The sequence below is a fragment of the Pseudomonas sp. AP19 genome (genome assembly GCF_001728855.1).
Classification (GTDB): Bacteria; Pseudomonadota; Gammaproteobacteria; order Pseudomonadales; family Pseudomonadaceae; genus Aquipseudomonas; species Aquipseudomonas fluorescens.
The window spans coordinates 1-17,659 of the sequence record NZ_LXJP01000063.1; the positions used below are offsets into that span (position 1 = coordinate 1).

Sequence of the window (17,659 nt, forward strand, 5' to 3'; positions counted from 1 at the left end):
AACGCTGGAATCGAATCTTAAGATCAGAGGCCAAAAGCGCTGATCGAAGAAGGCGACTGAGAGGTCGCCTTTTTTTTCCGGGGTATAGCGCAGTCCGGTAGCGCGCCTGCTTTGGGAGCAGGATGTCAGGAGTTCGAATCCCCTTACCCCGACCATATTAAAAATCCTCGTATCGAAAGATACGGGGATTTTTTTTGTCTGCTGGAAAGCTAAGGCACCACGCAAAAAAATGTGGGAGCGGGCTTGCCTGCGATGGCGTCTTATCAGCGTGTATAGCGTGTGCTGATCTACTGCCATCGCGGGCAAGCCCGCTCCCACACGGCTGCGTGTTATTAGTGCAATTTGAGCCTAGGCTCAGTCCCACGCCCAATCTTGCTGCCCAGCATCAGCATTGCCGTGCGGAAAAACCCGTACAGCGCGACCTGGTGCATGCGGTACAGCGATACATAGAACATCCGCGCCAGCCAGCCTTCCAGCATCACACTGCCGGTCAGGTTGCCCATCAAGTTACCCACAGCCGAAAATCTCGACAGCGAGATCAGCGAGCCGTAGTCGGTGTACTTGTAGGCGGGCAGGTCCTTGCCGTCGATCCGCAATTTCAGCGATTTGGCCAGCAATGACGCCTGCTGGTGAGCCGCTTGAGCGCGTGGTGGCACATTACGGTCGGTCCCGGTTTGCGGGCAGGCGGCGCAGTCACCAAAGGCGAAGATGTTTTCGTCGCGAGTGGTTTGCAGCGTCGGCAGGACCTGCAATTGGTTGATGCGGTTGGTTTCCAGCCCATCAATGTCTTTGAGGAAAGCCGGAGCGCGAATCCCGGCAGCCCACACCTTCAGGCTGGCAGGAATGACCTGGCCGCTGCTGGTGATCAAGGCGTCGGCCGTCACTTCGCTGACCGCCGAGTTGGTCAAGACCGTCACCCCGAGTTTTTCCAGGGTTTTATGCACAGGGCCGCCAATCCGCTCGGGCAGCGCAGGCAATACCCGCGGGCCGGCTTCGATGAGGGTGATGTGCATGTTTTCCGGTTTGATCCGGTCCAGGCCGTAGGCCGCCAGTTCATGCGCGGCATTGTGCAGTTCCGCGGCGAGCTCCACGCCCGTTGCCCCGGCACCAACGATAGCAACGCTGATTTTCTCTTCCACATCGGTCTGGCCCGCGTGGGCGCGCAGATAGTGGTTGAGCAACTGCTGGTGAAACCGTTCGGCCTGTTTGCGGGTATCGAGGAACAGGCAGTGCTGCGCTGCGCCCTCGGTGCCGAAATCGTTGGTGGTGCTACCGACCGCGATCACCAGGCTGTCGTAGCCCAGCACGCGCGCGGGCACCAACTCACGGCCTTCTTCATCGAGGGTGGCGGCCAGCTGGATTTTCTTCTGCTCACGGTCAAGACCGCTCATGCGCCCCAGTTGGAACTCGAAGTGGTTCCATTTGGCCTGGGCGACGTAATTGAGTTCGTCTTCCGAAGAGTTCAGTGAGCCGGCAGCCACCTCGTGCAGCAGGGGCTTCCAGATATGGGTCAGGTTGGTGTCCACCAGCGTGATGTTGGCGGTGCCACGCTTACCCAGAGTCTTACCCAGGCGGGTAGCCAACTCCAGGCCGCCGGCGCCGCCGCCGACGATAATAATACGATGGGTCATGGGGATATCTCGCAAGGCTAAAAGAAATCGGAGCAGTTACCCTCGCGAGCGCCAGGCAGCTCATAGCGTCAGGTAACTCAACAGGCGGCTCAGCAGACCCAGGCCGATCACCACCACCAGCACCACACCAAGGAGCAGCCAGGGCCGGAAAGGCTTGCGCTCGACTCGGTTTTGGGAGAGTTGCAGGTACTCTTCGACATGCTGCTGGTCATCGGGGTTCAGGCGGCTGGTCATAAAGGCCTCGTCAGGTAGACGTTGCAAAAGGGCGCCACGTTACAGTCAGGGGAATGGCGGTCTCGCCACAAGCGTAGCCCGTGCCCGCGTCACAGGCTGATGCCCACGTCGAATACTATGCTGCGCCCCAGATTGTTGCGCAAGAAGTCCGGCGCGTCCGGGTGGGCGAACAGCACGCGGGCAAAGGTGGGGCCTACCAATGACAGTGAGCGCCAACCCTGGCGCAGGTATTCGGTGGGGGGCGGGAAATGACTGTTGAGGTCCAACACTTCACGTTTGAGGCTGGTGAAGGCGATGAGGTCCAGCTCGCCCAGGTCCATCCCGCGTTCCTTATAGTTATGGGCTTTTTTGCGCAGCGTCGGTGCCAGGCGCAGCAAGAACTCATGGGCGGGGATGCGCCGCGGCTTGGCCTCGCGACGCACCAGTTGGCTCAAGGAAAACGCACTGCGTCGGCGCAGCAATTCATCGCGCCATTCGTCGTTGAGGCGGCGGCCCTCATCCAGGACGAAAAACACCTCGAAACTGGCGTCGCGAAACAACACGTCAGGCGGCTCTTGCCCCGCGGGGTGAAACTCTTCGGCGCGGTAGGGCACATTCAAGCCTTGCAGCAGGCGCTGGCAGACCCAACGCTCACGCTCCCATTTGCGGGCATTGGACAGAAACGCGTTGGCTTGTTCGGCCGCTACGGTGAGCAGGCGCAGGTAATCTGAGTCATCCATATTCGCAGCTTAGCGTTCAAATGATGACCGCAGGAAGTCTTGCTTTAAAACGGCGGTGTAGACTGGCGACTCGACCGTTATGCCGAGCAGGGAGAGTGTGCTGTGAAGTTCTGTGCCGCGTTGTTATTAAGTCTGCTGCCCGTTTTGGCTCAGGCCGTTGAAGTGGGTGAGCGCCTGGCGCCGTGGACCTTGCTCGACCAGTTCGATCAGGCCTACACCCTGGATGACCACGTGCGCATTCTATTGGTGGCCCGCAGCATGGACGCAGCCAAGTCGGTAGACGCGGCGCTGCAGGGCCAGCCCAAGGGCTATCTCGAGGCGCGGCACGCAGTGTTTGTCGCGGATATTCAGCGCATGCCCCGCTTGATCGCCAAGCTGTTTGCGGTGCCGGCAATGCAGGCTTACAGCTACCGCGTCATGCTCGACCGTGACGCACGTGTTGCCCCGCGTTATCCGGGGGCTGTGGATAACGTGCTGTGGCTGCAACTGGATAATGGCAAATTGGTAGGGCAACGCGAATACCGCTCTGCCGCCGAACTGCATGAGGCCCTGGAGCAGGTGAAGCCGTGATCAGCGCCGCCGTACTGGCACCGCAGACCCTGGGCATCGGCTGGCTTTTGTGCGCGCCGCTGGTGGTGTGGGCGGTGTTGCGCTCGCCGTGGGTTGAGCTGTTTGCAGACCGCAGGCGCCAGCATCTGCTGTTTGGAACGGTGTTCGCGTTGTTCATGTTATGGCTGGTGCGCCGGGATTTCGATACCGGCGTTTCCTACCACTTTATCGGTATGACCGCGGTGACCCTGCTACTCGACTGGCCTTTGGCAATGGTCGGTGGTTTGGCGGCACAGCTGGGGTTGGTGTTGCTGGGGCGCCAGGACCTGGCCGCCGTGGGTATCAACGGCCTGCTGTTGATCGTGTTGCCGGTGCTGGTCACGGAAGGCTGTGCAGCGCTGGTAGAGCGCGCGCAACCGCGCAACCCTTTCGTCTATATCTTCTGTTCCGGCTTTTTTGCCGCCGCGCTGTCGGCACTGCTTTGCCTGTTGGCTGCGTTGGGTCTGCTGTGGTTCGACGGCCGTTTTGCAATGCCGGAATGGCTGGAAGATTTCGTCGGTTACCTGTGGCTGATCATTTTCCCCGAGGCGTTTATCAACGGCATGGTCATTAGCGCCCTGGTGGTGTTTTGCCCGGAGTGGCTGGAGACATTCAATCGCACGCGCTACCTCTCGGCGCCGTGGAAGGACGACGATTCGCGGCGTTGATCCAGATCAAATCCGACGAGGGCGCGCAGGCTCATTCTTTGCGAAATTTCCGGGAGCAAAGGTCATGAGTGTGTACGAGTGGGCACGGCAGGAGTTGCGCAGAAGCCAGGACGCAGCACAGGAAATCGGTTTTGACCCCGGTTTGACCTTGCGCGCCATGCTCAGCGCGGTGGTGCAGCAGAGCAAGGGCGTGCGCAGTTTTGAAGACTTGGCCGACGAGCTGCAATACCTTGCAGAGAATCTCGACGACCAGCAGGAATATGCCTTTATGCGGCCTTAGTGGCGCAGCGGCAGGTCTTCGGAGAACAGTTCGTCCTCTGCATCCGGGCTGACCGGAATCTTGTGTTCTTCCGACGCCCAGGCACCGAGGTCGATAAGTTTGCAGCGGTCCGAGCAGAACGGCCGGTTGGGATTGGTCGCTTTCCATTCCACGGGGGCACCGCAGGTTGGGCATTCGACAGTCAGGGGTTGGCTCATGATCGGCCTCCACGCAAAGTAAGGTAAAAGTGGTGCAGTCGCTCGACCTCGCTGTGCAGCCAGGCGAGGTCCTTGTCATTGACCAGCACGTCATCGGCGTGGTTCAGGCGGTCTTCGCGGCTGGATTGGGCCTTGAGGATCGCCTGCACCTGATGTTCGCTGATGCCGTCGCGCTGCAGGGTACGCTGAATCTGCAGTGATTGCGGTACGTCTATCACCAGGATGCGCTGGGTCATGCTGTACTGGCCGGACTCGATCAGCAGCGGTGACACCAGAATCGCGTAAGGCGAACGCGCGCGCGCCAGATGGCTGCGAATCTCCTCACCAATCAGCGGGTGCAGCAAGGCTTCCAGCCAGCGGCGCTCTTCAGGTAATTCAAAGATCAGTTTGCGCAGCGCGGCGCGGTCGAGTTGGCCGTCGGGCAGCAGCACGCCTGCACCGAAATGCTCGGCGATGCGCGCCAGTGCCGGCCGGCCGGGCTCGACCACCCAGCGGGCGGCATGGTCGGCGTCGACCGAATCAATCCCCAGGTCGATAAAGTGCTGGGCGGCAGCGCTTTTGCCGCTGCCGATACCGCCGGTGAGGCCTAGAATCCAGGGTGTTGCAACGGAAGTGGTCATCTGAAACCGACAGACTGCAAATAGAAGTCGGTTATTTGACCACCCCAGAGCAAGGCAATCCAGCCGGCAATTGCCAGACAGGGACCAAACGGCATCGGAATCGAAGCCTGGGACCTGCGCAAGCGCATCAGGATCAGGCCGGCGAGCACGCCCAGCAGCGAGGCGATCAGTAGCGTCATCGGCAGAATCTGCCAGCCACCCCAAGCACCGAGCAGGGCCAATAACTTGAAGTCGCCGTAGCCCATGCCGTCCTTGCCGGTGATCAGCTTGAACAACCAGAACACCGTCCACAGGCTCATATAGCCTATGACTGCGCCCCAAAGCGCATTGGGCAGTGTCGTCAACACGTCGAAGCTATTGAGGATCAGCCCGAGCCATAGCAGCGGCAGCACCAGAACGTCCGGCAATAATTGATGATCCACGTCGATCAGGCTCATGGCCAGCAACCCCCAGCTCAACACCATCACCGCGCCCGCTTGCCAGCCGAAACCGAAATGCCAGGCAACAATGGCCGAGCCCAGCGCGCAAGCCAGCTCGGTGGCGGGGTAGCGGCGACCGATAGGTTCATGGCAATGGGCGCAACGGCCTCTGAGTATCAGGTAACCGAGCAGCGGGATATTTTCCCAGGGGCGAGTCGGCTGCGCGCAATACATGCAGCAGGCGTTGCGGCGCATCAGGTTGTACGTGGGGCTGGCGGGGTCGGCAGGCAAGCCCAGCACTTCCTGGGCTTGGGCACGCCATTCGCGCTCGAGCCTCTTTGGCAGGCGCCACACCAGCACGTTGATGAAGCTGCCGACGATCAGCCCCAGAACGAACGCCATCCCGACAAAACCCCATGGCTGTGCGCTGGGCAGCAGGCTCAAAATGCCGCCCCCAATTGGAAGACCGGCAGGTACATGGCGACCACCAATGCACCGACAATGCCCCCCAATATCACCATGATGAGCGGCTCCATCAGGCTGGTGAGGTTGTCGACCAGATTCTCCACGTCGGCCTCAAAATGCTGGGCAACTTTTTCCAGCATCTGATCCAGGGTGCCCGATTCTTCACCGATCGCGGTCATCTGGATCGCCATGCCGGGGAACAGGCGGCTATGAGCCATGGAGTGATTCAACTGCATGCCTGTGGCTACGTCGTGACGCATCTGTTCGATCGCCTTTTTGAACAACCCATTGCCCGTTGCACCCGCCACGGAATCCAAAGCCTGCACCAGGGGCACGCCCGCTGCAAAAGTCGTTGAAAGTGTGCGGGCGTAGCGGGCAATCGCAGACTTCCTTAGCAGTGTGCCTGCCAGGGGCGCCTTCAACAAACCGCTATCCAGGCTGTGACGAAAACCCGGGGAAGTCCGATAGGCCTGGCGCAACCCGGCAATGCTGGCGCCCAGCCCCAGCGCGAGCATCCACCAGGCGTGTTGAAGGAATTCGGACAGGGCAATGACCGTCAAGGTAAAGCCGGGCAGCTCGCCGCCGACCCCGCTGAACAGGCTCTGAAACTGCGGCACCACGTGGATCAGCAGGATCGCACTGACAAGGCAGGCGACCACGATGACGGCGCAGGGGTAAGTCATGGCCTTTTTGATCCGCGCCTTGAGCTGCTGGCTTTTTTCCAGGTGTACCGCCACCCGCTCCAGCAAGGTTTCCAGGGCACCGGCCTGTTCGCCCGCGGCAATCAGGTTGCAATACAGTTCATCGAAGTAGCGTGGTTGTTTGCGCAGTGCTGCCGCCAGGTTGTTACCGGCGGCGATCTCCTGTTTCAAGCCCTTTATCAGCGCGCGCATCTGTCGGTGTTCGAAGCCTTCGCTGATGATGTCGAAGGCTTGCAGCAGCGGTATGCCGGCCCTCAGCAATGTCGCCAGCTGGCGGGTGAACAGGGCAATGTCTGCGGGTTTTATCGGGGGTGCAAAGCTTGGTCGGTGCGAGGTTTGTTTGCGTACGCGGCCGGGGCAGATTCCTTGCTGGCGCAGTTGCACCTTGACCAGCATAAGGTTCTGGCCAGCGGTTTGCCCTGAGACCCTGCGCCCTTTGCGGTTGATGCCTTCCCAGGCGTAGATCGTTGCAGCTTCATTCATGTCACGTGTCCGCACCCAGGTAGTCGTAGATCTACAGCTTAGTCAGGTGATGGATTCCGGCAGGTCGGCCATGAAGGATAAAATGTCAGAATGTGCGTCTTGTGCGCGTTTGGCCGCTCGCGGATGAGTACACTGGCGCCGCTGCAAACTGCGGGGCGCAGGACGCGCCTGGTTATGGTTTTTATTCTGGAGAGTGAATGTGATGCGTCAGAAAGGCTTCACCTTGATCGAGTTGTTGATCGTCGTGGCAATCATCGGCATTTTGGCCACGATCGGTTTGCCCATGTATACCAAGCACCAGGCCAAGGCCAAGTTTACGGCGGGGTTGGCTGAAGTCGCCGCGTTGAAGGCCGGTTTCGAAGACACCCTTAACCAGGGCACCGTGCCAACCCTGGCCTTGATCGGTGGCACCAGCCCCACCGCCAACTGCAAGATCGAGGTGGCAGGCGATGTGGCCACCGGCGCCGGTTCCATCCGTTGTGAAATTCTCGATGCGCCCGCGCCTGTGCTGGGCAAGACCATCACGTTAACGCGCAGTGCCACCACGGGCTGGAAGTGTGCAACCACGGCTGACGCTCAATACGTTGCCAAGGGCTGCGGTGCCGACGGAGCATAACGGTTGCTGGGCGGCGGGCGAGTTAGTTGCCGCATGCCCAATGCGGTGCTAGCTTTAGCCCACTGCCCGTGTAGCTCAGCCGGTAGAGCAGCGCACTCGTAACGCGAAGGTCGCAGGTTCGATTCCTGTCTCGGGCACAAAGGCACCCCTGTGTTAAAGGCAACATTGTTTCAAAGGCAGCACTGTTTTCAGATGATCCCAGAATGGTTCTGAAGGCCAGACGAGCCGGCATTCATGCCTACTCTTTTGTATCTGCGCAACCTTGATGACCCAGATGCATCCCCATTCCTTGATCTAAGAGAACAACATGACCACACAAGAGATGACCCAGGAAGCGCGGCACGAAGTAGCCCTCAAACAATACCTTGATGAGTCGCCGCAGCTTAAAGAAGAGATCAAGGAACTGAGCGCTGATGACCAGCGCGACCAGATCCAGTGGGCATTTGAGGATGAGGCAGAAAGCCAGGGCTACCAGCCTTGGGAGCTGACCCTCAAGTACACCTCGACACCGGAAGAGTTCGAAGCCGCACGGCTGGCGTTGCACAAAGAGGCCGCCGAGGTGCTGGGTGTCGAGTGGGACGAGTATTGCGAGATGAATAACCTGGTGGTCTAGGGTGCTGCATAGGCAGGAGCGAGTACCCTCGCTCCTGCCTGTTTACTCAGATACTGAGCCGCATCGATAAATCCACTGCCTTCACATCCTTGGTCATCGCACCGATGGAGATGTAATCCACCCCGGTCTCAGCGATGGGCAGCAGGGTGGTTTCATTGATCCCGCCGCTGGCTTCCAGCTTGGCCTTGCCTGCGTTCAGGCGCACGGCCTCACGCATGTCATCCAGGCTCAACTCGTCGAGCATGATGATATCGGCACCCGCCGCCAGTGCTTCGCGCAGTTCATCCAGGCTTTCCACTTCGACTTCCACCGGCTTGCCCGGGGCGATCTTGTGGGCGGCCGTAATTGCCTGGGCGATACCGCCACACGCAGCAATATGGTTTTCCTTGATCAGGAACGCGTCATACAGACCGATGCGATGGTTATGGCAACCGCCGCAAGTCACCGCGTACTTCTGCGCCAGGCGCAGGCCGGGCAGGGTTTTGCGGGTGTCCAGCAGCTTGACCTGAGTGCTGGCGACAAAGTCCGCCAAGTACTGTGCACGTGTGGCCACGCCTGACAGCATCTGCAGAAAATTCAGTGCGCAGCGCTCGCCGCTGAGCAGTGAGCGCGCCGGGCCTTCCAAGTGGAACAGCACTTGATTGGGGCTGACCCGCTCACCATCGGCCACCTGCCAATGCACCGCGACCCGAGGGTCGAGTTGGCGGAATACCGCGTCCACCCAAGCCGTGCCAGCGATAACAGCGGCATCGCGCGTAATGATTGTGGCCTTGGCCAGCCGTTCGGCCGGGATCAATTGTGCAGTGATGTCGCCACTGCCGATGTCTTCCAGCAGTGCACGGCGCACGTTGGCTTCAATTTCGGCGGTGAGGTCGGCAAGACGGAGATTCGGCATAACAGGCTCCACAAACAAAGTGCCTCGATTATAGGGGCAGTGCGCGTTTGAACCCAGACTCCTATTCATTTACAGGGCAAAGGCAGAGTTTGCTGGCGCAACTACCCTCATTTGCAAGATAATCTCGCGCCTTGCAATTGGCGTCATAGCTTTGACGTACGGGTGGTATCGGGTTTTTGCAGCGTCCCACTGGGCCTGTCCTCGATCTTTCCCCAACCAATACCGCCGTTTCAGGAGGCCAGGATGCACAATGACGGAAAGGTGGTGCCTATCAACAAGGCACACGCCACGCCATCGCCGCTTGCGCGCCTGCCGGTGGTGTTGTTGCAGGTTCGCGACAAGGCAGCCCAACAGTTGCAGCAAGGTTTGCAGGACCTGTTCGATAACGCCGACGACACCCTGTTCGAAATGGCCGACAAGGCCCGTAGTAACGCAGACCATCACATCTTCTTTGAAGCCATGCGCGACTTGCGCCTCAAGCGCAAGAATTTCGAGCGCGTGTTCATGGCGCAGTTGTTCGCCGCGTTTGCCAATCTGGGCCAGGCTGGACGCAGCGAGTCGCACTGGTTGCCGGTGGTGTCCTATGACACGGCGACCGGCACGTCCAGTGATGAGCTGGAAAAGGCGGTAGCGTTGGCGGCCATGCTCGGTCGAGTGCGGCACCGTGATGGCCTGGCACTGGCGCAACTGACCGCACGCCTGGGTACATTGCTCGGCACCCCCCTGGATGAGCGCGATAACCCGTTGGGCCCGGCACTGCTTTGCGAGTTCTTTTTGCGCGCGGGGCGCAGCTTGGGGGTAGAGATCCGCGTCAAGTTGATCATTCTCAAGCTGTTTGAAAAATACGTGCTCAGTGACGCCGACCAACTGTTCGCTGAAGCCAACCAGATACTCGTCGCTACCGGGGTTTTGCCTGAGCTCAAGGCCGTGCCGTCACGTCGCCCCGGTGGGCGTGCGGCGCTTGAACAGCCACGCGAAGGCAGCGTGCCGACCGTTGACCCGCCATTGGATGAAAACGGCCAGGAGGCCTTCGCTGCCTTGCAGAAATTGCTCGCAGCCGTGCGCGGCAGCGTGGCGCCGACTCTGGAGGCCAGCGCCGAACCCCAACCCATTGCCACCCGCGACCTGCTGCGCCTGCTCTCTCATTTGCAGCAATACGTGCCGGAACCCGAGGCCGAAGATGACTTCGACCTGCGTAACCAGCTTGAACAGTTGCTCACCCGCGTCAGCGTCAAAAGTGGCAAGTCCCGTGTGGTGGAAGACGCCGACGAGGATGTGATCAACCTGGTCGCCCTGTTGTTCGAGTTCATCCTCGATGACAGCACCGTACCGGATGTTTTCAAGGCCTTGATCGCGCGTTTGCAGATTCCGGTATTGAAAGTGGCGATCCTGGACAAGAGCTTTTTCAGTCGCACCAGCCATCCGGCGCGGCGCTTGCTCAATGAAATCGCGGCCGCCGCCATGGGTTGGAACCCAACCGATGACTATCAGCGCGACAGCCTGTACCGGCGAACCGAGCAGGTGGTGCAATGTTTGCTGAATGAGTTCGTTGAAGACCCGGAGATTTTCCCGCGGTTGTTGGCGCAGTTCACCGCCTTTACTGCGGATGAGCAGCGGCGCAGCGAACTGCTTGAGCAGCACACCTATGAGGTCGAAGAAGGCCGTGTGCGCACTGAGGCCGCCCGTCAGCGCGTGGCAGAGGTGCTCAATCGACGTCTGCTGGGCCGAGTGTTGCCGCAGTCGGTGGTGCAGTTTCTCCAGCAGGCCTGGAGCCAGGTGCTGTTGTTGGCCAGCCTCAAGCATGGTGAGCAATCGGTGCAATACCAGGCAGCGGTGCGCACCATGGACGAGTTGATCTGGAGCGTGAGCCTGCAGAAAGACACCGAGGCCGGTCGGCGTCTGCTGGAGCAATTGCCCGGGCTGCTCAAGGCCTTGCGAAACGGTTTGACCGGCGCGGCGTTCGATCCCTTCAGTACCCGCGAATTCTTTGTCCGATTGCAAGCCATGCATGCGCAGTCATTGGAGGGTGGGGGGCTGGACGCGCTGATTGAGGTGCGTGAGCCGTTTTCACTCAGTCTCGGGTTGCACGCCCCAAGCGCAAGCCTGCCCAGCGATGACCCGGACTTGCTGAAGGCTCAGCAACTGCGGATCGGAGCCTGGTTTGAGTTTCAGCAAGACGAAACCAACCGTCTGCGCTGCAAGCTGAAAGCGATCATGGCGCCAACCAATATCTATATTTTTGTCAGCCGCACGGGGCTCAAGGTCCTGGAGAAGAGTGCGGTCCAATTGGCCTTGGCGTTCAAGCAGGGGGCAATACGCAGTTTGGACGATGGTCTGCTGTTTGACCGCGCGCTGACGTCAGTGATGGGTAACCTGCGTCAATTCAATCGCGGCAAGTCATCGCAACCGCAGGGCTGAACGCGGCATACTGGTAATACCTAGTCTCATTCAAGGAACCTGTATGCAGTTGGACCCCACCAGTGGTTGGTGCCAGGGGATTCGCCATTGCCCTTCACCCAACTTCAACGAGCGCCCCGCAGGCGAAATCTCACTGTTGGTGGTGCATAACATCAGCCTGCCACCGGCGCAGTTCGCCACCGGCAAGGTGCAGGCGTTTTTCCAGAACCGCCTGGATGTCACAGAGCATCCTTACTTTGAAAGCATTGCCGAGCTACGTGTGTCTGCGCATTTTCTGATTGAGCGCGACGGCTCCGTGACGCAATTTGTATCGTGTCTGGACCGGGCCTGGCATGCCGGGGTCTCAAGCTTTGAGGGGCGTGAAGTCTGCAATGACTTTTCCCTGGGGGTCGAGCTGGAGGGGACGGACGATATTCCATTTACCGATGCTCAATACGCGTCGCTGATCGACCTGACACGTCAACTGCTGGCAGCCTACCCTGGCATTACCCGTCAGCGTATACGGGGTCACAGTGATATTGCGCCAGGCCGCAAGACCGACCCGGGCCCGGCTTTTGATTGGGCGCGCTTTCGTAGCGCCCTGCAGGATGGAGGACACGCACAATGAGTTTCCTGGTGTTGGTGTTGGCGGTCTGGATCGAGAAGTTCTCGGCCTTGCGTCAGCGGTTGCAACGCGACGGTGGATGGCTGCGTGAGCTGGCCAAGCTGGAGTCGAGCCCGCGCATGGGCAAGCGGCCCTGGCTGATTCTGCTACTGCTGGTGTTGTTGCCGGTGGCCTTGCTGGCCCTGTTGCTAGTGGTGCTGGAACCCGTGGCGTATGGCTTGTTGGCATTGCCGGTGCACTTGCTGGTGGTGATTTATAGCCTGGGGCGTGGCGATCTACTGGCTGGGCTCGGGCCGTTTCGCGATGCGTGGCGGCGCGGTGACTTGCAAGCCGCCGAACACGTGGCCGAACGGGACCTGAAAGTTGCCGCCGACAATGGCGAACAACTGCTGGAGCGCGTTCAAGGCCATCTGTTGTGGCAGGCTTACCAAAGCTTTTTCGCGGTGATTTTCTGGTATTTCCTGTTGGGCCCGGTCGCGGCCCTGGCCTATCGCCTGCTGGCGTTGGCCAGCGAGCACAGCCAGAACCCTCTGGTCGCCGAACGCGCCGGGCAATTGCGCCACGCCTTTGATTGGTTGCCGGTGCGCTTGCTGGCGGCGAGTTTCGCCCTGGTGGGTAACTTTGTTGCGGTCAGCCGGGTGATGCTGCACGAACTGCTGAGCTGGGATATCAGTGCCGCGCAGTTGGTAGAAAAAGTCGGCCTGGTGGCGGCGGAAATTCCACCGCCGGTGGTGGGCGCCGACGGCATCAACAGTCTGGATCGCCTATGGGAACTGCTGCTGCGTGCGGCAGTGCTGTGGTATGCCGGGTTTGCCATCTGGACGGTGTTGCCTTAATCGAGTGCTCGCGGTGAAAAATGTGGGAGCCGGCGGGCTCCCACAACTCGTTAACCTTACGTTACAAAACTCCCTTTCGAATTGAGCTATACAAGCAGAGCGCCAAATACTGGCTATCTGCCGCCGCCCTGCGCCTCAATAAAAATAATAGTAAGGGAGTTCACTTGTGAAGAGCTTGCTCTATCCCGCCGTCGCGCTGATGAACCGCCTGAGTTTCGGCATGAAATTCAGCCTGATCAGCGTGTTGTTCCTGCTGCCGATGCTGGCGACCAACTATTTCCTGGTGCGTGATTCCTGGGCTGAGTTCCAGGGCACCCGAATCGAACTGCAAAGTCTTGATCTGCTCGGCAGCAGCCTGGCCCTGCGCCGCGACCTGGAAAACCTGAATAACCAGGTCCAGATCAATGCCGCCCTCGGTCAGTCGGGCAAAGCCGAGGACCTTGAGGGCAAGATCAGCGCGTTGGAGCAAAGCGTGCTGAGCCGCCTGCAAGGCCTCGAGGCAGTGACCGGCGACCCAGAACACGCCAGCGTATTTGCAGGCAAACGCGATGAATTGGTCGCCGCGTTCAAGGCCCAGCAACAGGAAACTTCGCTGCTGAGCAAAAGCGCGCTGATCGGTAAATTACTCAACAAGGCTCAGATGCTCAGCCAGATCATCGCCAGTCAATCCGGCTTGAGCCGCGATTCCCAGAGCGATCTGCGCCAACTCAGTGACCTGGTCATCAGCGTGACCCCGCAAGTCACCCAAGCCTTGGGCGAGGGGCGGGCCATGGGCGCGTATTCCCTGGGCCTGGGCTTTCTCAATTCATCCTCCAGTACGCGCTTTGATGAACTGCTGCAGCAATTGGAGAAGCTCCAGGCCGAATACGCCTTGAAGTTGCAGGATGCACTGGGTGCCAGCAACGCGGCGCATGCGGCGCTCGACAGCGTGGCCAAGGCCAGCAGCGCCACGCTCAAGCAGGCCAGCGAGTTGTTTGAAGAACAGGTGGTCATGGCAGAAACCCTCGACGCCCCGTGGCAGGGCTTCTACGAGGACGTCAGCAAACTGATGGCTCAGACCTACCGGCTCAATGAAGCCACCCTGACATTTATTGAGCAGCAACTGGAGCAGCGCCTGGCGCAAAAACGCACGCACATGGTGGCGCTGGTGTCGGCCCTGGTGGGGGTGTTCTTGCTGATCTTTTATTTGTACGCCGGTTTCTACGCCTCGACCCGCACCACGTTGCGGCGCCTGGGGGTGATGATGGACAAGGTGGCGGCCGGGGACATGACGGTCACCTTTGTCGCGCAAAGCCGCGATGAACTTGGGGACCTGGGCCTTGTGTTCAACGCCACCGTCGCCAAAATTCACGACCTGATCGAGCGCGTCGGGTGCACCGTCAGCCAGGTCGAACTGCAAGCCAGCCAGGTGGAGGCGGTCTCGTCTCGAAGCAATCAGGCGGTTAGTGGCCAGCGCAGCCAGATTGAACAGGTGGCGACAGCCATGAACCAAATGTCTTCCACGGCCCAGGAGGTGGCACGCAGCGCGGCGGCGGCGGTCAGCAGCGCCCATAGCGTCAACGATGAGACTGTCAGCGGCCGCGGTCTGGTGCAATCCCAGCAAGGCAGCATCGCGCGCCTGGCCTCGGAGATTGATGAGTCGGTGCGGGTTATCAATCAATTGGCCGTCGATAGCCAGTCCATCAGCAGCGTGCTGGAGGTGATCAAAAGTATTGCCGAACAAACCAACTTGTTAGCGCTCAATGCCGCGATTGAAGCGGCGCGTGCCGGTGAGCAGGGGCGTGGTTTTGCGGTGGTGGCCGATGAGGTGCGGACCCTCGCTCGGCGTACTCAACACTCCACCGAAGAAATCGAACAGATGATCAGCCGTTTGCACAGCGGTGTTGGTGCGGCAGTGAAGGCCATGGGCGCTAGCCACGCCATGGCGAATGGCACGGTGGGGCAGTCGGAACAGGTCCAGCAAGCCCTGGAAAATATCCTGGGTGCCGTGGGCATGATCGTCGACCAGAACCAGCAGATCGCGGCGGCCGTGGAGCAGCAAACTGCCGTCGCCCACGATATCGACCAGAACATAGTCGAGATCAATCGCGCGGGCGAGCATGCGGCTCAGGGCGCACATCAGACAGAGGCGGCGAGCCGGCAGCTGTCGATGCAGGTGATCGAGTTGAAACAATTGATCGGGGCGTTTCGTGTGTAGGGCGTGCGTGTAGGGTTTTGGTCTTGTATGGCGTGGCTCTCGTCCTGATTTGTCTGTGCTTCTTCTTTGCGGGCCTGGATGGGTGAAAATTTGTTTCAACCCATCACGGTCCAAGGGAGGTACGGCGATGATTGCTGCTACCGGTATCAAAGGGCACTGCGCCCATTGCGACATTACGTTTGAGCTCAAGCCCTGGCAGTTGAACGCCATTGCCATTCACGAGCCTTTTGATTGCTCGTATTGCCAGCGGATTGTGCAGTTGAACTGCCCCCGGCAATTGCGCCAGTTCAAGTCGCTGGACCATTGGGCGATGGTGCGCCCCAGCATGATGGTACTCACCTGCGTGGTGTTGATCGTGGCGTTGTTGGCCGAATGGGTCGGGGTAGTCAGCGTGATCGGGCAACTCAATATTTCACTGGTGCTGCTGCTGGCCCACTGTCTGGTGCTGCGCTATAGCCGTTACCGGCAGCGGCTGACGTTGGATTTGCAGGCGGTCAGCGTGCTACCAACGGAACAACTCGCGCGCATTGCGGGTGCTCGTTTCGGCCAGCAATGAGGGGCTGATGCCCATGCGTTCAGCCAACGCGCTGCAGATGTCCGGCAAGTGTTGCGGGCTGTTACGCAGGCCGGGGTACATCGCGGGGGCCATATCCGGTGAGTCGGTTTCCAGTACCACGGCCTCAAGGGGCAGTTGCGCCAGCACCTTGTGCATGCGCAGGGCTTGAGGCCAGGTGGCCGCGCCGCCCAGGCCCAGCTTGAAGCCGAGCTTGATGTACTCGCGAGCCTCCTCAACGCTGCCGGCGAAGGCATGGATAATGCCGCCCCGTGGCAGGCGGATGCGCTTGAGCGTGGCGATCACCGCCGCATGGCTGCGGCGGACATGCAGCAAGGCCGGGAGCTGGAAGTCCACCGCGAGTTTCAACTGGGCGTCAAACAGGCTTTGCTGACGTTCGCGATCCAGCTCTTCAAGGAAGTAGTCCAGGCCGATTTCGCCGACGGCGCATAACTGTCGATGGCCGTGCAGGCGGGTCAGCCAGTCGCCCAACTCGTTCAGGTCTGCGGGGCGATGCGTCTCGAGGTACACCGGGTGCAGGCCGAAGGCGGCGAACAAGCCTTCATCTTCCTGCACCAGGTCCCACAGCCGTTGCCAATTCTGCTGATAGACGCCCAACACCACCATACGCTGCACACCTCGTTGGCGGCTGTGGGCGAGGACTTCCCGGCGATCATGGTCGAAGTCCGGGAAGTCCAGGTGGGTGTGGGTGTCGATCAGTTCCACGCTCAAGCCTCGTGAATACGCTGCTTGAAGGTCCGGCTGATGGCGTGCACGCCCGGCTGGTACTGCTCTTCTTCGATGACGGCCAGGGCCAGGCGCAGGGCCGTGTCGGCGATCAATTGGTGTTGCTGGGCCATGGCGTTGACCGGCAGCGGCAGGAAGTCCAGCAATTGGGTGTCACCGAACGTGCCCAGGCGCAACGGCCGTGATTTGAGCGGGAAGTCGTGTAGCGCGTCGAACACGCCTTGCAGCAACACGTAGGAAGTGGTCACCAACGCGTCAGGCAAATGCCCCAGCCGATCTAGAAGTTGCTCCATCAACTGTCGGCCGCAGTCACGGCTGAAGGCTTCACCCTGTTCGACGATGACGTCGCCGGTGAACCCTTGCAGTGCTTCACGGAAACCGGCAGCCCGCTCCTGGCTGATACTCAGCTCCGGCCGTGCCCCGATGAGTGCGATCTGCTTGGGCAGCGGTTGCAGCAGGCTGCTGGTCAGTTGCTGGCAGGCCTGGCGGTCGTCGCTGACCACCGAGCAAAAGTGCGCCGGTTCCATCACCCGGTCGATGGCAATCACCGGCAGGCCCTTGGCTTGCAACTCGCGATAGCTGTCATCACTGGCCGGCAGGCAACTGGCGACGAACAGCGCATCGCAGCGCCGCGCACGAAACAGTTGCAGCAACTGGCGCTCGCTGTCCGCATCATCGTCGGAGCTGGCGATCAGCAACTGATAGCCTCGCGCCCGCGCACCTTGTTCCAGCAACTTGGCAATCCGTGCGTAACTGGGGTTTTCCAGGTCCGGCAGGATAAAGCCCAAGGTGCGCGAATGCCGACTGCGCAGACCGGCCGCCTGAGGATTGGGGGTAAAGCCATGGGCTTCGACCACCGCCCGCACGCGTTCGACGGTCGCGTTGCTGATGCGTTGCTGTTCGGCCTTGCCATTGATGACATAGCTGGCGGTGGTCACGGACACACCGGCCAGACGTGCGATATCACTGAGTTTCAAACCGGGATTTCCTTGTTTTTTAGAGCTTGCCCCGACATTTTGTCCAATCCTAACCGATTCCTGCACAGGACTATTGTCCGAGCTCAAGCGCCGAGTGGTCCTTCAAGCTTGCATAATTAGCGCGTAATCTGCCATAAATTCTAGATTAAACGTTTCAGCCAGCGTATTTTTACGACGTTCGCGACTGAATGGCTACTG

Annotated in this window: 20 protein-coding genes and 2 tRNA genes; 12 read left to right on the top strand and 10 right to left on the bottom strand. The window is 60.0% G+C overall.

Annotation, left to right across the window (positions count from 1 at the left end; translation table 11 throughout):
- Nucleotides 1–78: 78 nt before the first annotated feature.
- Nucleotides 79–155: transfer RNA gene (locus A7D21_RS28860), tRNA-Pro, on the top strand.
- 177 nt (nt 156–332) lie between these two features.
- On the opposite strand, the gene A7D21_RS28865 is transcribed toward A7D21_RS28860, so the two are convergent.
- From A7D21_RS28865 to A7D21_RS28875, 3 genes are all read right to left on the bottom strand, one after another.
- Complete coding sequence (locus A7D21_RS28865; RefSeq protein WP_053254333.1) at nt 333–1,631, bottom strand: NAD(P)/FAD-dependent oxidoreductase; 1,299 nt, start codon at nt 1,629–1,631, stop codon at nt 333–335.
- Nucleotides 1,632–1,691: 60 nt separating this feature from the next.
- Nucleotides 1,692–1,865, bottom strand: coding sequence for a DUF3094 family protein (locus A7D21_RS28870; protein WP_016976295.1), 174 nt, complete (start codon nt 1,863–1,865; stop codon nt 1,692–1,694).
- An 89-nt stretch (nt 1,866–1,954) separates the two neighbouring features.
- Nucleotides 1,955–2,584 carry a DUF1780 domain-containing protein gene (locus A7D21_RS28875; RefSeq protein WP_053254334.1) on the bottom strand — a complete coding sequence of 210 codons (630 nt, stop codon included), beginning with the start codon at nt 2,582–2,584 and terminating at the stop codon, nt 1,955–1,957.
- 102 nt (nt 2,585–2,686) lie between these two features.
- On the opposite strand from A7D21_RS28875, the gene A7D21_RS28880 reads away from it, so the two are divergent.
- The 3 genes from A7D21_RS28880 to A7D21_RS28890 all read left to right on the top strand — a co-directional run bounded on the left by A7D21_RS28880 (nt 2,687) and on the right by A7D21_RS28890 (nt 4,120).
- On the top strand, nt 2,687–3,154 hold the full coding sequence (locus tag A7D21_RS28880) for an FAD/FMN-containing dehydrogenase (RefSeq protein ID WP_069553301.1): 468 nt from the start codon (nt 2,687–2,689) through the stop codon (nt 3,152–3,154).
- A complete protein-coding gene (locus A7D21_RS28885; protein ID WP_069553302.1) occupies nt 3,151–3,840 on the top strand; it encodes an energy-coupling factor ABC transporter permease in 690 nt (229 codons plus the stop codon). Before A7D21_RS28880 ends, A7D21_RS28885 begins: the two co-directional genes overlap by 4 nt.
- 64 nt (nt 3,841–3,904) lie before the next feature.
- Nucleotides 3,905–4,120: a hypothetical protein gene (locus A7D21_RS28890; RefSeq protein ID WP_003171680.1), complete on the top strand. Its 216-nt coding sequence runs from the start codon at nt 3,905–3,907 to the stop codon at nt 4,118–4,120.
- On the opposite strand, the gene yacG is transcribed toward A7D21_RS28890, so the two are convergent.
- Genes yacG through A7D21_RS28910 form a run of 4 tightly spaced genes read right to left on the bottom strand, consistent with a single transcriptional unit; the run spans nt 4,117 to nt 7,005 of the window.
- A complete protein-coding gene (gene yacG, locus A7D21_RS28895) occupies nt 4,117–4,317 on the bottom strand; it encodes a DNA gyrase inhibitor YacG (RefSeq protein ID WP_053254337.1) in 201 nt (66 codons plus the stop codon). The genes A7D21_RS28890 and yacG overlap by 4 nt on opposite strands.
- Entirely contained in the window at nt 4,314–4,937 is a 624-nt protein-coding gene (coaE, locus tag A7D21_RS28900; protein ID WP_053254338.1) for a dephospho-CoA kinase, read from the bottom strand. The genes yacG and coaE overlap by 4 nt, the downstream gene beginning before the upstream one ends.
- Entirely contained in the window at nt 4,934–5,800 is an 867-nt protein-coding gene (locus A7D21_RS28905; protein ID WP_069553303.1) for an A24 family peptidase, read from the bottom strand. The genes coaE and A7D21_RS28905 overlap by 4 nt, the downstream gene beginning before the upstream one ends.
- Complete coding sequence (locus A7D21_RS28910) at nt 5,797–7,005, bottom strand: type II secretion system F family protein (protein ID WP_069553304.1); 1,209 nt, start codon at nt 7,003–7,005, stop codon at nt 5,797–5,799. Before A7D21_RS28910 ends, A7D21_RS28905 begins: the two co-directional genes overlap by 4 nt.
- A 202-nt stretch (nt 7,006–7,207) precedes the next feature.
- On the opposite strand from A7D21_RS28910, the gene A7D21_RS28915 reads away from it, so the two are divergent.
- The 3 genes from A7D21_RS28915 (at nt 7,208) to A7D21_RS28925 (ending at nt 8,234) form a co-directional block, all read left to right on the top strand.
- Nucleotides 7,208–7,621, top strand: coding sequence for a pilin (locus A7D21_RS28915; RefSeq protein ID WP_069553305.1), 414 nt, complete (start codon nt 7,208–7,210; stop codon nt 7,619–7,621).
- A 64-nt stretch (nt 7,622–7,685) separates the two neighbouring features.
- Nucleotides 7,686–7,758: transfer RNA gene (locus A7D21_RS28920), tRNA-Thr, on the top strand.
- A gap of 170 nt (nt 7,759–7,928) precedes the next feature.
- On the top strand, nt 7,929–8,234 hold the full coding sequence (locus A7D21_RS28925; protein ID WP_053254342.1) for a DUF6388 family protein: 306 nt from the start codon (nt 7,929–7,931) through the stop codon (nt 8,232–8,234).
- 46 nt (nt 8,235–8,280) lie between these two features.
- Here the strand turns inward: A7D21_RS28925 and nadC are convergent, their stop codons facing one another.
- The gene (gene nadC, locus A7D21_RS28930) at nt 8,281–9,129 is read right to left on the bottom strand and encodes a carboxylating nicotinate-nucleotide diphosphorylase (protein ID WP_069553306.1); all 849 of its coding nucleotides are present in this window, start codon (nt 9,127–9,129) and stop codon (nt 8,281–8,283) included.
- Between the two features lie 243 nt (nt 9,130–9,372).
- Between nadC and A7D21_RS28935 the strand changes: the two genes are divergently transcribed.
- From A7D21_RS28935 to A7D21_RS28955, 5 genes are all read left to right on the top strand, one after another.
- Entirely contained in the window at nt 9,373–11,547 is a 2,175-nt protein-coding gene (locus A7D21_RS28935; protein ID WP_069553307.1) for a DUF1631 domain-containing protein, read from the top strand.
- A 43-nt stretch (nt 11,548–11,590) separates the two neighbouring features.
- Entirely contained in the window at nt 11,591–12,154 is a 564-nt protein-coding gene (ampD, locus tag A7D21_RS28940) for a 1,6-anhydro-N-acetylmuramyl-L-alanine amidase AmpD (RefSeq protein WP_069553308.1), read from the top strand.
- Nucleotides 12,151–12,987, top strand: a complete 837-nt coding sequence (gene ampE / locus A7D21_RS28945; RefSeq protein ID WP_053254346.1) for a regulatory signaling modulator protein AmpE — start codon at nt 12,151–12,153, stop codon at nt 12,985–12,987. The genes ampD and ampE overlap by 4 nt, the downstream gene beginning before the upstream one ends.
- A gap of 1,492 nt (nt 12,988–14,479) precedes the next feature.
- On the top strand, nt 14,480–15,184 hold the full coding sequence (locus tag A7D21_RS36715) for a methyl-accepting chemotaxis protein (protein WP_371850823.1): 705 nt from the start codon (nt 14,480–14,482) through the stop codon (nt 15,182–15,184).
- A 127-nt stretch (nt 15,185–15,311) separates the two neighbouring features.
- A complete protein-coding gene (locus A7D21_RS28955) occupies nt 15,312–15,740 on the top strand; it encodes a hypothetical protein (RefSeq protein WP_053254348.1) in 429 nt (142 codons plus the stop codon).
- Here A7D21_RS28955 and A7D21_RS28960 read toward each other — a convergent pair.
- Nucleotides 15,687–16,463: a TatD family hydrolase gene (locus tag A7D21_RS28960; protein WP_069553310.1), complete on the bottom strand. Its 777-nt coding sequence runs from the start codon at nt 16,461–16,463 to the stop codon at nt 15,687–15,689. The genes A7D21_RS28955 and A7D21_RS28960 overlap by 54 nt on opposite strands.
- 2 nt (nt 16,464–16,465) lie before the next feature.
- Entirely contained in the window at nt 16,466–17,461 is a 996-nt protein-coding gene (cra, locus tag A7D21_RS28965; protein ID WP_053254350.1) for a catabolite repressor/activator, read from the bottom strand.
- Between the last annotated feature and the right edge of the window lie 198 nt (nt 17,462–17,659).

What these genes read in the sequence shown, in the direction of transcription:
- A7D21_RS28870 (WP_016976295.1), bottom strand. Translation starts at nt 1,865, where the DNA reads ATGACCAGCCGCCTGAACCCCGATGACCAGCAGCATGTCGAAGAGTAC.
- A7D21_RS28915 (WP_069553305.1), top strand. Translation starts at nt 7,208, where the DNA reads ATGCGTCAGAAAGGCTTCACCTTGATCGAGTTGTTGATCGTCGTGGCA.
- A7D21_RS28955 (WP_053254348.1), top strand. Translation starts at nt 15,312, where the DNA reads ATGATTGCTGCTACCGGTATCAAAGGGCACTGCGCCCATTGCGACATT.
- A7D21_RS28875 (WP_053254334.1), bottom strand. Translation starts at nt 2,584, where the DNA reads ATGGATGACTCAGATTACCTGCGCCTGCTCACCGTAGCGGCCGAACAA.
- ampE (WP_053254346.1), top strand. Translation starts at nt 12,151, where the DNA reads ATGAGTTTCCTGGTGTTGGTGTTGGCGGTCTGGATCGAGAAGTTCTCG.
- A7D21_RS28935 (WP_069553307.1), top strand. Translation starts at nt 9,373, where the DNA reads ATGCACAATGACGGAAAGGTGGTGCCTATCAACAAGGCACACGCCACG.
- nadC (WP_069553306.1), bottom strand. Translation starts at nt 9,129, where the DNA reads ATGCCGAATCTCCGTCTTGCCGACCTCACCGCCGAAATTGAAGCCAAC.
- A7D21_RS28925 (WP_053254342.1), top strand. Translation starts at nt 7,929, where the DNA reads ATGACCACACAAGAGATGACCCAGGAAGCGCGGCACGAAGTAGCCCTC.
- ampD (WP_069553308.1), top strand. Translation starts at nt 11,591, where the DNA reads ATGCAGTTGGACCCCACCAGTGGTTGGTGCCAGGGGATTCGCCATTGC.
- coaE (WP_053254338.1), bottom strand. Translation starts at nt 4,937, where the DNA reads ATGACCACTTCCGTTGCAACACCCTGGATTCTAGGCCTCACCGGCGGT.
- A7D21_RS28890 (WP_003171680.1), top strand. Translation starts at nt 3,905, where the DNA reads ATGAGTGTGTACGAGTGGGCACGGCAGGAGTTGCGCAGAAGCCAGGAC.
- A7D21_RS36715 (WP_371850823.1), top strand. Translation starts at nt 14,480, where the DNA reads ATGTCTTCCACGGCCCAGGAGGTGGCACGCAGCGCGGCGGCGGCGGTC.
- A7D21_RS28910 (WP_069553304.1), bottom strand. Translation starts at nt 7,005, where the DNA reads ATGAATGAAGCTGCAACGATCTACGCCTGGGAAGGCATCAACCGCAAA.
- yacG (WP_053254337.1), bottom strand. Translation starts at nt 4,317, where the DNA reads ATGAGCCAACCCCTGACTGTCGAATGCCCAACCTGCGGTGCCCCCGTG.
- A7D21_RS28865 (WP_053254333.1), bottom strand. Translation starts at nt 1,631, where the DNA reads ATGACCCATCGTATTATTATCGTCGGCGGCGGCGCCGGCGGCCTGGAG.